This is a genomic window from Streptomyces sp. NPDC002776, assembly GCF_053592195.1.
In genome coordinates, this window is record NZ_JBSFVG010000008.1 from 263926 (window position 1) to 276347 (window position 12422).

Genomic DNA, 12422 nt, shown 5'->3' on the forward strand with positions numbered 1-12422 from the left:
TCCCGCCTCTTGCGCCAACTCGGGCGGCGCGCCAATCCACGCACGTGGCCCAAATGGAGTACTGTTGCGAGCCCTGGGTCCGGTCTCCCGCCAGGGCGTCCGTGGCCTTCAAGGACCGCCTGGAGGGGGCTAGTTGCACAGGGTGACGGAGTTAGTCACTTAGCGTTGCGAATAGGTAACCGTGCCATAACGGCGATCCAGGGCCCGTGCCCGACACGCCGGGCAACTCGGCAAGGTTGTGGCAGGCTGCACCCGGGCAGGCCACACTCGACTAGCGGAAGCAGCGACGCACGTGACGTCGGCAGGCACCACCCGGGAGGTCCCCATGCCCGAACTGCGTGTCGTGGCCGTCTCCAATGACGGCACACGGCTGGTGCTGAAGGCTGCCGACGCGACGGAGTACACGCTTCCGATCGACGAACGTCTCCGTGCCGCGGTACGCGGCGACCGTCCCCGCCTCGGCCAGATCGAGATCGAGGTGGAGAGCCATCTCCGCCCCCGGGACATTCAGGCGCGTATACGCGCGGGTGCCACGGCGGAGGAAGTCGCGCAGATGGCGGGCATTCCCGTCGACCGCGTCCGGCGCTTCGAGGGCCCCGTGCTGGCCGAGCGCGCCTTCATGGCCGAGCGGGCCCGCAAGACCCCGGTCCGCCGCCCCGGCGAGAACGCCGGACCCCAGCTCGGTGAGGCCGTCCAGGAGCGGCTGCTGCTGCGCGGCGCCGAGAAGGACAGCGTGCAGTGGGACTCCTGGCGCCGTGACGACGGCACCTGGGAGGTGCTGCTGGTCTACCGGGTGGCGGGCGAACCGCACTCGGCGAGCTGGACGTACGACCCGCCCCGGCGGCTCGTCCAGGCCGTCGACGACGAGGCCCGCTCGCTGATCGGCGAGTCCGAGGACCTCGCGGCGCCGCCCGAGCCCAGCTTTCCGTTCGTTCCGCGTATCGCCCGGCTGCCCCGTGACCGTCCGCTGGACGGCAGGATCGAGCGGGAGCGGCCGAGCCTGCCCGCGCCCGAGCCGGTCGAGGAGACCGTGAGCGAACGGGACTCGCTGACCAGCCTGTTGGAGGCCGTGCCCAGCTTCCGCGGCGACCTCGTGGTACCGGAGCGCCCGTCGGATGCCCCCGCGACGGAGGAGCCCCCGGTCGAGCCCGAGGCGGAGGAACCGCCCGCCCCCGCGGCGTCGGCCGGTTCCGCCTACGCCGATGTCCTCATGCCCCGCTCCGTGGGCAGCCACCGCGACCGGCTGATCGGCTCGACCGACCGCCAGGCCGAGGCCGACGGCGTCCGCCCGGGCCGCCGCGCGGCGGTCCCGAGCTGGGACGAGATCGTCTTCGGCACCCGCCGCAAGAAGCAGGAGTAGTCCGGTCGTTACGCCGCCGAGGGCGCCGTAACGACCGACCACGCGGCGCCGCCAGATCGCCGCCCTGGGCCCGCCCCACGCGGCGCGGGCCCAGCCCGTCCCCTGCCCCGCCCGGCCCAGGTCCGAGGACCCCACCAGCCAGCACCAGCCGCTCCACCCGCACCGCCCGAAACCCGTCATGCAGGCCGGGGCCAAGTGCGAGACCACCCACCCCGGCCGGACCGGCCCTGGACCGCACCGCGGACCGACCACCCGGCCGATCCCGGTTCCGAGACCACCCCACCCGACGCGAGTCAACGCCAGCCTTAGCCAGCACAGGCGGCCCGAGCCGACCACCGCCGACAAGTCCACCCCGCCCAGCAGTGCCGCGGAACCGGGCCGCGCGCCCAGCCGGACCAGGTCCGAGGCCCCCGCCCGATGCCGGTCAGCGTCAGCCCGGCCGACCACCACCGTCCCGGGGCCGGGCCGGGACGGGCCCAAGAGCCTCACGCCGCTCGGTGTCACTGCATCCGGGCCGCGCGCCCGTCCGAACCGGATCCGAGACCCCCCCGCCCGAAGCCAGTCAACGTCAGCCCCGCCGACCACCTCCGTCCCGGCCCAAACCCTCGCCCTCTGCCGTGCGCTACTGCGGATCCGGACCGGTCGCCACCGGGCGGGAAGGGTCTGTGGACCATTCCGACCAGGAGCCGACGTAGAGCGCGGCGGGGATACCGGCGACGGCGAGGGCCAGGACCTCGTGCGCCCCCGAGACGCCCGAGCCGCAGTACACGCCGACCGCCGTGCCCTCGTCGGCGCCGAGGGCCTTGAAGCGGGCGTGCAGTTCCTCGGCGGGCAGGAAGCGGCCGTCGGCGGCGACGTTCTGGTCGGTCGGCGCGGACACCGCGCCCGGGATGTGCCCGCCGACGCGGTCGATCGGCTCCACCTCGCCCCGGTAGCGCTCCCCCGCGCGGGCGTCCAGCAGCAGCCCGGAGCGGGCCAGTGCGGCGGCGCCGTCCGCGTCGAGCAGGCCGGCGGCGCCCGGGTTCGGCCGGAAATCACCCTCCGCAGGCGTCGGGACCGACGTCTCCAGCGGTCCGTCCCAGACCGGCAACCCGCCGTCGAGGACCCGCACGTCCGGGTGACCCGTCCAGCGCAGCAGCCACCACGCGCGGGCCGCGGCCCAGCCCTGGCCGCCGTCGTACACGACCACGGGACGTCCGGCCGAGACACCCGCGCGGCGCATCGCGGAGCCGAACTCCGCGAGATCCGGCAGCGGATGGCGGCCGGCGCTTCCGGGTGCGGCGGCGAGCTCTTCGTCCAGGTCGACGAAGACCGCGCCGGGAAGGTGTCCGGCCGCGTACTCGGCCCGTCCGTCGAAGGGCGGCTCGCCCGCCGCTCGAGCCACGCTCAACTGCCAGCGGACGTCCAGCAGCACCGGCGGACGGGATCCGCCCAGGTCGCCCGCGAGTTCGGTTGCGGAGATGATGGCGTTCATGGCTCCCATCCTCGCGTACGGGGTGGCCGCGAAGTCCAGGTCCGGCTACTCTGCTCGGCCGGACAGCCCCGATCACGAGGCGTACGGGATCGGGCACATGCTGTACAGCCGATCGACACCCGTGGGCCATCGCGCGGAAACGGACGAGAAGCGGCACACCGGGCATCCTCTGGGCACAGCGCGCGGTACCGCGGCGCGCCCGGGACGCACGGCACCACGGGTGGTGCGAGCATCGGCACGGGCGTCCGGAGAGCGGAATCGACGCGGCCACCGTGAGGGGCCGAGGAGAGAGTGACGATGACCGAGGCACGGGGGTCGGCCGGCCTGAACGGCGAAGCGCACGCTCGGCACGCGCCCGGCTCGCCCTGCTGGGTGAGTCTGATGGCGCACGGGGTGGCCGCGACCCAGGAGTTCTACGGTGAGCTGTTCGGCTGGGAGTTCCGGCCCGGACCGCAGCAGCTCGGCCCGTACGTACGGGCGCTGCTCGACGGCAAGGAAGTCGCCGGCATCGGCCAGCTGCCGCCTGACCGGCATCTGCCCATCGCCTGGACGCCCTACTTCGCCTCGACGGACGTGGACCTGACGGCCGAGACGGTACGGCTGTGCGGCGGCACCGTGGGAGTGGGCCCGCTGGACGCCGCCGAGGCCGGCCGGCTCGCGGTCTGCTCCGACCCCTCCGGCGCCGTCTTCGGCGTCTGGCAGGCCGCGGCCCACCTCGGCAGCGCCCTCACCGGAGTCCCGGGCACCCCGGTCTGGAACGAGCTGCTGACCTTCGAGACGGTCGCCGTGACCAAGTTCTACGAGACGGTGTTCGGCCACGAACAGCAGAAAGTGGTCTCCGCGGACTTCGACTACGTCACCCTCCACCTCGCCGGCCGCACCATCGCCGCGGTCCTCGGCCTCGGCCAGTCCCTCCCCCGCGACCGGGGCCCCCACTGGATGACCTTCTTCGAGGTGGCCGACACCGACGCGTCGACGGCCCAGGCCGAAGCCCTGGGCGGCCAGATCCTGACCCCGCCCCACGACAGCGCCCTGGGCCGCATGTCCACGGTGACGGACCCGGAAGGCGCGAGGTTCTCGCTGCTGCAGAGCCGCCCCTGACCCCGGCCCGCGGCCGGCGCCGCTCCCGCTAGGCCGAAGGCACCGGCAGGACGTCCGGGGAGAGGGCCGCCGCCCGCGCGGTGGCCGCTGTCATGCGGCGGCGGTGGTGGCGACGGCAGAGGACCTCGTAGCCGATGGTGTCCGACTGGTCGACGTCGCCGACGACCACCTGGGCGCCCTCCACCACCATCTCGCCGCCCACCGTGCGCGCGTTGTGGGTCGCCCGGGCGCCGCACCAGCACAGGGCCTCCACCTGGAGGACCTCCACGCGGTCGGCCAGTTCCACCAGGCGCTGCGAGCCGGGGAAGAGCTTGGAGCGGAAGTCGGTGGTGATGCCGAAGGCGTAGACGTCGAGGCCCAGGTCGTCCACCACGCGCGCGAGCTGGTCGATCTGCTGCGGGGCCAGGAACTGCGCCTCGTCCGCGATGACGTAGTCCGCGCGGCCGCCCTGGGAGAGGTGGTCCACCAGGTACGCGTACAGGTCCTGCCCGTCCTCGACCTCCACCGCGTCCGTGACCAGGCCGAGGCGGGAGGAGAGCTTGCCCTCGCCCGCGCGGTCGTCCCGGGTGAAGATCATGCCGGCCAGGCCGCGCGCCGAGCGGTTGTGCTCGATCTGGAGAGCCAGCGTCGACTTCCCGCAGTCCATCGTTCCGGAGAAGAACACCAGCTCGGGCATGGCGTGTTGAGCACCTTTCGGCAACAGGGTCGTAACGGGGGGAGGGAGAGGCCTCAGGAACGTACTTCCAGCAGCGGCACCAACTGCTCCGCCGGAGTCATCGAGCCGTGGTTGCCGACCATCGCCGACTCCTTCGGCTCCCGCTCGGAAGCGATGATCAGCACATCGTCGCGAGCGGCAGCGATCACATCGCCGAGCCGGGCGTACACCCGCTCGTCGATCCGCGGGCCGAACCAGCCCGCCGCGATCGCCTCCTCCCGGGAGGCCACCCAGAACTGCTCGCCGAGCACCTCGCGCCAGCAGGTCAGGACGTCGTTCTCGGCGCCGGGCACCGCGTAGACGTGCCGCGCGCGGCCCTCGCCGCCGAGCAGGGCAACCCCGGCGCGCAGCTCCCAGTCCTCGTCGAAGTCGATGCGGTGCTGCTCGTCGAAGGGCACGTCGACCATGCCGTGGTCGGCGGTGACGTACAGCGCGGTGCGCGGCGGCAGCTGCTCGGCGAGGCGCTGGACGAGCCGGTCGACGTACATGAGCTGGCCGCGCCACAGGTCGGAGTCGACGCCGAAGCGGTGTCCGGCGCCGTCCACCTCGGCGTAGTACGTGTAGACCAAGGAGCGGTCTCCGACGGCCAGTTGCTCGGCCGCGAGATCCATCCGCTCCTCGCCGCTCAGCCGCCCGTGGAAGGTGCCGCCGCTCAGCGCCACCTTGGTCAGCGGCGTGTTCTCGAAGGCGGGGGACGACACCTGCGCGGCGTGCACACCGGCGTCGTGGGCCAGCTGGAAGACGGTGGGGTACGGCTGCCAGGGGCCCGGCGCGGTCCAGGGCTGCCAGCGCAGCTGGTTCATCAGCGCGCCGGTCGCCGGATCGCGCACGGTGTACCCGGGCAGTCCGTGCGCGCCGGGCGGCAGGCCGGTGCCGACGGAGGCGAGGGAGGTCGCGGTGGTCGCCGGGTAGCCGGTGGTGAGCGGCCGTCCGGTGCCGCCGCGGGAGCTGGCGAGGAGCGACGTCATGAACGGGGCGTCGTCGGGGTGCGCCTTCAGCTGCTCCCAGCCGAGGCCGTCGATCAGGAACACGCAGTTCCGGTCGGCCGGGGTCAGCTCGCTGATCGCGGCGGTCATGCCGGGTACGTCCATGCCGGCGGCCAGCGTGGGCAGCAGGTCGGCGAGCGATCCCGCGCCGTACTCGGGCAGGGGGGCGGAGTCGAGGGGCAGCGGCTGCGGGTCGTGCTCCCAGGCGGGCTGGGCCATCAGCGGGCGGTGTCCGCGGTCGCCTCGGAGAGGGCCTGCGCGAAGGCGAGCGCCTGGCGCACGGTCTCCGGTCCGTCGCCGGCCTCGCTGACGCGGAGGCTGAGGTCGTCGGCCGTGGAGCTGCCCGTGTAGCCGTGGTCGGCCTCGCAGTTGGGGTCGCCGCAGGCGGCCGGCTCCAGGTCGATCCGGGAGACCGCGCCCCAGCCGATGGTCAGCACGACCTCGCGGGGCAGGGTGCCGGGCGTGTACGACTCCGGGTTCGCGACCATCCGGCTCAGGACGACCGACGAGATCCGGCCGATCTTGACCGACTCGGTGGAGGTGGTGGCGTACGGGGTCGGAGAGGTGGTGTCGGCGGCCTGCTCATCGGTGTGGCTGACGATGAAGCGGTTGTCGGTGAGGACCAGCACGGTGACATGCCGGCGCACCTCGTTCTGGTCGAACGTGGTCTCCTGGTGGACCAGGTACGACCGGATGGGCTCGCCGCCCACGGCGGCCTCCACCGCCTCGGCCACGAGGGCCGGGTAGTAGCCGCTGCGCTCGATCGCCGCTCGCAGCCCCTGGGTCGTCGTACTGGTCTTGGCCATGGCCCCCATCCTACGGGGGCCCACTGACTGCGAGGGACCGCTCGCGCCGGTCAGTAGGCGGGCAGCGTGCGCGGGCCGAGGTCGTCGCGGGCGGGCGGCGGGGCCAGCCGTACGGTCGCGCCGAGCACGGTCAGGCCGTGCGGGGCGACGACGACGGGCTCCAGGGTCACCGCGACGACCTCCGGGTGGTCGTGGACCAGGCGGGAGACCCGCAGCAGCAGTCCCTCCAGGGCGGGTGTGTCGACCGGGGTGGAGCCGCGCCAGCCGAACAGCAGGGGCGCGGTCCGGATCGAGCGGACCAGCGAGGCCGCCTCCCGGTCGGTGACCGGGATGAGCCGGTGCGCCATGTCCCCGAGCAGCTGGGAGGCGGCCCCGGCGAGCGCGAACGACAGCACGGCACCGGCCGCCGGGTCGATCACGGCCCGTACGACGGTGTCGACCCCGCGCGGGGCCATCGCCTGCACGACCGGCCGCAGCTCCGCCGGCGTCCCGAACAGCTCGGCCAACTCGGTGTACGCCCTGCGCAGTTGCTCCTCGTCGGCGAGGTCCAGCCGTACGCCGCCCAGGTCGGCGCGGTGGCGCAGGTGCGGTGCGGTGGCCTTGAGGGCGACCGGGTAGCCGACGGCCCGGGCGGCTTCCGCGGCGGCGTCGGGGGTGGGGGCGGGGAGGGCCCGGCGCACATGGATCCCGTACTTCCCGAGCAGGTCGCAGGTGTCCTCGGAGCCGAGGGTGAGCCCCTGGCCCCTGGCGAGCAGCCCGTCGATGAGGGCGGCGGCCCCGCGCTCGTCGATGTCGTCGTACTCGGGCACGCGCCCGGGCTCGGCGGCCTCCCGGCGCCACTGGGCGTACTTGACCGCTTCGGCGAGCGCGCGAACGGCCCGCTCGGCGGCGGGGTAGGCAGGAATGAGCCGACCCGCAGGCGCCGGCTCTCCCCCACCGGCCTCCTCGCCACCACGGACACTTGGTCCCACGGGGCCACGGGCAGCGGCCTCCGCTCGGCCACGGACAGCGGCTTCCACCTGGCCACGGGCAACTGCTTCCACCTGGCCGCGGGCAGGCACGTCCACTTGGCCTTGGGCAGTCCCTTCCGCCTGATCGCGGGCGGCCTCTTCCGCGTGGCTGCGGGCACCCGCCGCATCCAGCTGGCCGCGGGCGGCCCTTTCCGCCTGATCGCGGGCAACCGCATCCACCTGACCGTCGGCAGCCCCTTCCACCGCACCGCGGGCAGCAGGTTCGGCTCCACCGTGGGCAACGGGTTCGGTTCCACCGTGGGCACCCTCTTCGGCTCCGCCGCGGGCCGCCTCCTCCGCCTCACCGCGGGCCGCCGGGCCCGTCAGGCCGCGGGCAGTCGTGCCGCCTGGGGCGGCACGGGTGGGCGCGGGCGGCACCGCGTCAGCGCCGGGCCGCGCGTCCGGCCCCGCCGCAGCCGCAGCCCCGGGTACGGCCGACGCCGCCCCAGCAATAGCTCCGGCGCCCGAAGCCGCTCCGGCGGGCGCGGGCGCCGTCTGTGGTGCTGTGCTCGCCGCCGCGGACAGTGCCTCGGCCAGTCCGCCCAGTTCCACGTGCACCACCAGCACCGGCTTGCCCGGCACCTCCTCCGCCGCCGACCTCAGCGCCTCCGCCAGGACCGCCTCCCCCACCGAGGGCTCCCCCAGCGCCGGAATCGCGGTCACCACGACGGAGTCGCAGGCGTCGTCGGCGAGCGCCCGCGACAGCGCCGCCCGGAAGTCCCGCGCCGACGCCCCCGTCGTCAGATCCAGCGGCGGCAGCGGCCGCAGCCCCTCGGAGAGGCACGCGTCGTACGTCAGCAGCCCCAGCGACTCGGAGTTGCCGAGGATCGCCACCCGGGGCCCGGCCGGCAGCGGCTGGCGCGCGAGCAGCAGCCCCGCGTCGACCAGTTCGGTGATCGTGTCCACCCGGATCACCCCGGCCTGCCGCAGCAGCGCCGACACGGTGGCGTGCGGCAGCCGCGTCGCCCGTACCGCGTGCCCCTGCGGAGCCGCCCCGCCGTGCCGCGCGCCCTGCACCACGACCAGCGGCTTCGCGGCGGCCGTACGCCGGGCGAGCCGGGTGAACTTGCGCGGGTTGCCGATGGACTCCAGGTACATCAGGGCGACATCGGTGTCCGGGTCGTCGTACCAGTACTGCAGGACGTCGTTGCCGGACACGTCCGCGCGGTTGCCGCAGGAGACGAAGGTGGACACCCCGGTGACCCCGGTGACCCCGCCGCCGCGCCGGTGCAGCCGGGACAGCAGCGCGATGCCGATGGCACCGGACTGGGCGAACAGCCCTATCCGCCCGGGCCGCGGCATCTCGGGCGCGAGGGAGGCGTTGAGCCGTACGTCCACCGAGGTGTTGATGACGCCGAAGGCGTTCGGCCCGATGATGCGCATGCCGTACGCGCGTGCGTGCCGGACGAGTTCGCGCTGGCGCTCCCGGCCCTCGGGGCCGCTCTCGGCGTAGCCGGCGGAGACCACGACCAGCCCTTGCACGCCGTGCTCACCGCACTCGGTGACGACCTCGGGGACCTGTTCGGCGGGCACGGCGACCACCGCGAGGTCGACATGCCCGTCGATGTCGCGCACCGATCGGTGCGCGGGCACCCCGGCGAGTTCCTTCAGGTCCTCGGGGAACGCCTGGTTCACGGCGTACAGCGGACCGCGGAAGCCGCCCTGCCGGATGTTGTCGAGGACTCCGCGGCCCACCCCGCCGGGGGTCCGGCCGGCGCCGATGACGGCCACCGAGCCGGGAGCCAGCAGCCGTTGGACGGATCGCGCCTCGGCGCGCTGCTCGCGCGCGTGCTGCACGGCGAGCGAGCGGTCCGTCGGCTCCAGGCCGAACTCCAGCCGGACGACCCCGTCCTCGAAGCTGCGCTTCTGGGTGTACCCGGCGTCCGTGAACACCTTGATCATCTTGGTGTTGGCGGGCAGCACCTCGGCCGCGAACCGGCGGATCCCGCGCTCCCGCGCGACGGCGCCGATGTGTTCGAGCAGGGCGGAGGCGACTCCGCGTCCCTGGTGGGCGTCCTGGACGAGGAAGGCGACCTCGGCCTCGTCGGCGGGCGCGGAGGCGGGCATTCCGTCGGCACCAATGCGGTCATAGCGTACGGTGGCGATGAACTCGCCGCCGATGGTGGCCGCGAGTCCCACCCGGTCCACGAAGTCGTGGTGCGTGAAGCGGTGGACGTCCTTGGCGGACAGACGCGGGTAGGGCGCGAAGAAGCGGTAGTACTTCGACTCGTCCGAGACCTGCTCGTAGAAGCTGACCAGGCGCTCGGCGTCATCAACGGTGATGGGGCGGATGCGCGCGGTGCCGCCGTCGCGCAGCACCACGTCGGCTTCCCAGTGGGCGGGGTACTCGTGCCGGTCCGACGCGCTCTGCATGGGGCCCAGACTACGGCTCGCGTACGACAACGGCGCGGGGCAGTCTGTGGAGGACGGGTGTCGGATCGAGGCCGCGGTCCGACGGTCACGCGCGGGACGGGACGCAGGACCGTACCGGGCACGCTTCGCGTTGTGGAACACTGGTCTAGACAACCTGAGAACCTGAAGGGCAGCATCACATGGCTGAGCGCCGCGTCAACGTCGGCTGGGCCGAGGGCCTCCACGCCCGCCCCGCCTCCATCTTCGTCCGAGCCGCCACGGCCACAGGCGTCCCGGTGACGATCGCCAAGGCCGACGGCAACCCCGTCAACGCGGCCTCCATGCTGGCGGTCCTGGGCCTGGGCGCCCAGGGCGGCGAGGAGATCGTGCTCGCCTCCGACGCCGAGGGCGCGGACGCCGCTCTCGACCGTCTGGCGAAGCTGGTCTCCGAGGGCCTCGAGGAACTCCCCGAGACCGTCTGAGCGAATACCGGGCGCGGCAGCCGCCGCCTCCTCACCGGGCTCGTCCGAATTACCGGGCGAGCCCTTCGCATTTCCCGATTCCGGGCAGCGGAAATAATCCCCCGGGAATTACGCCTTCTTTGTATACGGCGCGCATGTTAATGCCGGAGGCCCGACATGTTTACGGGATGTTGCGAATTCCTCACACGCTCCCCGGCGGGGAACCGCAGTCGGTGCGTGCCGCTGGAGCGCTCGGTGTGCACGGCCGTGATCGCCCGCGCGCGTTCGCTGTCGCCGCGGGCCACCGCGTCCACGATCGCCCCGTGCTCCGCCCAGGCGTCCACGGGGGCGGCCGACGCCTCCACCGAGTACATCCAGGCGATCTTGTGCCGCAGCTGGGTCAGCATCGAGGTCAGGGCGGGGCTGCCGGAGGCCTGGGCGAGCGTCTCGTGGAACCAGCCGCCCAGGGAGCGCAGATCCTCGCTGTTGCCCCGCCTGGCCCGCTCCTGACCGAGCCGCACCAGGCCGCGCAGCACCTTCAGATGTGCCTCGGTGCGCCGCTGGGCAGCCCGGGCGGCGCCGAGCGGCTCCAGCAGCGAGCGCATCTCCAGCAGGTCGGCGGCCTCCTGCTCGGTCGGTTCCGCGACGCACGCGCCCGCGTGCCGCCGGGTCACCACGAAGCCCTCCGCCTCCAGCGTGCGCAGGGCCTCCCGGACGGGGACGCGCGAGACGCCGTAGCGGCGCGCGAGCAGTTCCTCGGTGAGTCGGCTGCCGCGCTCGTAGACACCGGCGACGATGTCGTCCCGGATCGCCGTGCATACCGAGTGCGCCGGAATACGCATGACCCGACCTCCGCTTTAATCCCCGTGAAACGTCGACAACTGACGTGTGTTCAGTGACTCTATTCCAATGAGCCGGAATTTCCGAAGGGGGGACGGAATCCATGCATATTTTTTGGACAGCGGGGGGTCGCAAACGCCAAAACCCCGGCTCGGTGAGCCGGGGTCCGGGCAGCGCGGGGCGGGTGCCGTCAGATGTTCACGCCGTGCGAGCGGAGGTAGGCGACCGGGTCGATGTCCGAGCCGTACTCCGCGCTCATGCGGGCCTCGAAGTGCAGGTGCGCCCCGGTGACGTTGCCGGTCGCGCCGGAGACGCCTATCTGCTGGCCCGGGGTGACGCTCTGGCCGACCGAGACGCCGACGGACGACAGGTGCCCGTACTGGGTGTACGTGCCGTCGTGCATCTTGATGACGACCTGGTTGCCGTACGCCCCGCCCCAGCCGGCCTCCACGACGGTGCCCATGCCGACCGAGCGGACGGGGGTGCCGGTGGCGGCGTGGAAGTCGACGCCGGTGTGGGTGCCGGAGGACCAGACGGCGCCGCCGGCCTTGTAGCTCGTCGAGACGTAGGAGCCGGAGATCGGGGAGACGAAGGTGTTCAGGCGCTTGCGCTCGGCCTCGCGGGCGGCGCGCTCCTTGGCCTCGCGGGCCTTCTCGGCCGCCTCGGCGGCCCTCTTGCGGGCGGCCTCCTCGGCCGCCTGCTTCGCCGCCGCCTCGTCGGCGGCCTGCTGCTGGGCGGCGGCCTGGGCGTCGATCTGCTGGGCGACCGAGTCGCCGATGGTGATGACGGGGGTGAGACCGGTCTGCTCGGGCGCGGCCTCCGCGGCGAGCGCCGGGCTCGCGAGGGTGCCGATGACGCCGGTGGTGGTGAGGGCCGCGACACCCGCCGCGCGGGCGGTGGTGCGCTGCATCCGGCTGGGACGTCGGTGCTTCCCGGTGGCGCGCGTGAACGCCATGTAGTGGCTGGTCCTTTCCTTCCCTCTCGCCTACCGGGTTAGCTGACGGGTTCGGAGCAGGAAGGTCTCCTACGGACCCCCTCGCTCACGCGCGGGCGTCCGATTCACCCCAGGGACTGCGATGGGTCCCCGGCTCCCCTGGCTCGCGCCGTACGGGGACTCGGCGATGACTGTCCGGTGCCGCGGGTGCGGCGCACTGCCTGACGAACAGCCCGGATGACGCTAAACGCCGCAACTTTCAATCCCCAAACGGATCGCGGTTTTTGTAGCGCACGCCACAGAGCAGACAGGCAACCTCTCCCTCAAATCGGACATGGAAGGGCCCTGGTGACGCTTCCGTCACCAGGGCCCCACACGCGCGT

The 12422-nt window shown here is 73.3% G+C and carries 10 protein-coding genes and 1 riboswitch; of the genes, 3 read left to right on the forward strand and 7 right to left on the reverse strand.

All coding sequences use genetic code 11. The features are described 5' to 3' along the window. Positions 1 to 325 precede the first annotated feature (325 nt). On the forward strand, positions 326 to 1360 hold the full coding sequence (gene sepH, locus ACWD11_RS18840; protein WP_451284172.1) for a septation protein SepH: 1035 nt from the start codon (positions 326 to 328) through the stop codon (positions 1358 to 1360). A gap of 622 nt (positions 1361 to 1982) precedes the next feature. On the opposite strand, the gene ACWD11_RS18845 is transcribed toward sepH, so the two are convergent. Continuing rightward, complete coding sequence (locus tag ACWD11_RS18845) at positions 1983 to 2834, reverse strand: sulfurtransferase (protein ID WP_389420041.1); 852 nt, start codon at positions 2832 to 2834, stop codon at positions 1983 to 1985. 297 nt (positions 2835 to 3131) lie between these two features. On the opposite strand from ACWD11_RS18845, the gene ACWD11_RS18850 reads away from it, so the two are divergent. Further along, positions 3132 to 3935 carry a VOC family protein gene (locus tag ACWD11_RS18850; RefSeq protein ID WP_389420042.1) on the forward strand — a complete coding sequence of 268 codons (804 nt, stop codon included), beginning with the start codon at positions 3132 to 3134 and terminating at the stop codon, positions 3933 to 3935. 28 nt (positions 3936 to 3963) lie between these two features. On the opposite strand, the gene ACWD11_RS18855 is transcribed toward ACWD11_RS18850, so the two are convergent. Genes ACWD11_RS18855 through ACWD11_RS18870 form a run of 4 tightly spaced genes read right to left on the reverse strand, consistent with a single transcriptional unit; the run spans position 3964 to position 9825 of the window. Next, a complete protein-coding gene (locus ACWD11_RS18855; protein WP_451122324.1) occupies positions 3964 to 4611 on the reverse strand; it encodes a thymidine kinase in 648 nt (215 codons plus the stop codon). Positions 4612 to 4664: 53 nt separating this feature from the next. Continuing rightward, on the reverse strand, positions 4665 to 5855 hold the full coding sequence (locus tag ACWD11_RS18860) for an alkaline phosphatase family protein (protein ID WP_451284174.1): 1191 nt from the start codon (positions 5853 to 5855) through the stop codon (positions 4665 to 4667). Continuing rightward, a complete protein-coding gene (locus ACWD11_RS18865; RefSeq protein ID WP_389420044.1) occupies positions 5855 to 6442 on the reverse strand; it encodes a DUF5998 family protein in 588 nt (195 codons plus the stop codon). The genes ACWD11_RS18860 and ACWD11_RS18865 overlap by 1 nt, the downstream gene beginning before the upstream one ends. 50 nt (positions 6443 to 6492) lie before the next feature. Then, a complete protein-coding gene (locus ACWD11_RS18870; RefSeq protein ID WP_451284176.1) occupies positions 6493 to 9825 on the reverse strand; it encodes a GNAT family N-acetyltransferase in 3333 nt (1110 codons plus the stop codon). A gap of 179 nt (positions 9826 to 10004) precedes the next feature. On the opposite strand from ACWD11_RS18870, the gene ACWD11_RS18875 reads away from it, so the two are divergent. Next, the gene (locus tag ACWD11_RS18875; RefSeq protein ID WP_019755624.1) at positions 10005 to 10286 is read left to right on the forward strand and encodes an HPr family phosphocarrier protein; all 282 of its coding nucleotides are present in this window, start codon (positions 10005 to 10007) and stop codon (positions 10284 to 10286) included. Between the two features lie 137 nt (positions 10287 to 10423). On the opposite strand, the gene ACWD11_RS18880 is transcribed toward ACWD11_RS18875, so the two are convergent. Next, a complete protein-coding gene (locus ACWD11_RS18880) occupies positions 10424 to 11107 on the reverse strand; it encodes a GntR family transcriptional regulator (RefSeq protein WP_389420046.1) in 684 nt (227 codons plus the stop codon). Positions 11108 to 11295: 188 nt separating this feature from the next. Further along, positions 11296 to 12060: a M23 family metallopeptidase gene (locus ACWD11_RS18885; protein WP_451284178.1), complete on the reverse strand. Its 765-nt coding sequence runs from the start codon at positions 12058 to 12060 to the stop codon at positions 11296 to 11298. 12 nt (positions 12061 to 12072) lie between these two features. Then, positions 12073 to 12236, reverse strand: a riboswitch (cyclic di-AMP (ydaO/yuaA leader). Between the last annotated feature and the right edge of the window lie 186 nt (positions 12237 to 12422).

What these genes read in the sequence shown, in the direction of transcription:
- ACWD11_RS18875 (WP_019755624.1), top strand. Translation starts at nt 10,005, where the DNA reads ATGGCTGAGCGCCGCGTCAACGTCGGCTGGGCCGAGGGCCTCCACGCC.
- ACWD11_RS18860 (WP_451284174.1), bottom strand. Translation starts at nt 5,855, where the DNA reads ATGGCCCAGCCCGCCTGGGAGCACGACCCGCAGCCGCTGCCCCTCGAC.
- ACWD11_RS18865 (WP_389420044.1), bottom strand. Translation starts at nt 6,442, where the DNA reads ATGGCCAAGACCAGTACGACGACCCAGGGGCTGCGAGCGGCGATCGAG.
- ACWD11_RS18850 (WP_389420042.1), top strand. Translation starts at nt 3,132, where the DNA reads ATGACCGAGGCACGGGGGTCGGCCGGCCTGAACGGCGAAGCGCACGCT.
- ACWD11_RS18845 (WP_389420041.1), bottom strand. Translation starts at nt 2,834, where the DNA reads ATGAACGCCATCATCTCCGCAACCGAACTCGCGGGCGACCTGGGCGGA.
- ACWD11_RS18855 (WP_451122324.1), bottom strand. Translation starts at nt 4,611, where the DNA reads ATGCCCGAGCTGGTGTTCTTCTCCGGAACGATGGACTGCGGGAAGTCG.
- ACWD11_RS18885 (WP_451284178.1), bottom strand. Translation starts at nt 12,060, where the DNA reads ATGGCGTTCACGCGCGCCACCGGGAAGCACCGACGTCCCAGCCGGATG.
- sepH (WP_451284172.1), top strand. Translation starts at nt 326, where the DNA reads ATGCCCGAACTGCGTGTCGTGGCCGTCTCCAATGACGGCACACGGCTG.
- ACWD11_RS18880 (WP_389420046.1), bottom strand. Translation starts at nt 11,107, where the DNA reads ATGCGTATTCCGGCGCACTCGGTATGCACGGCGATCCGGGACGACATC.
- ACWD11_RS18870 (WP_451284176.1), bottom strand. Translation starts at nt 9,825, where the DNA reads ATGCAGAGCGCGTCGGACCGGCACGAGTACCCCGCCCACTGGGAAGCC.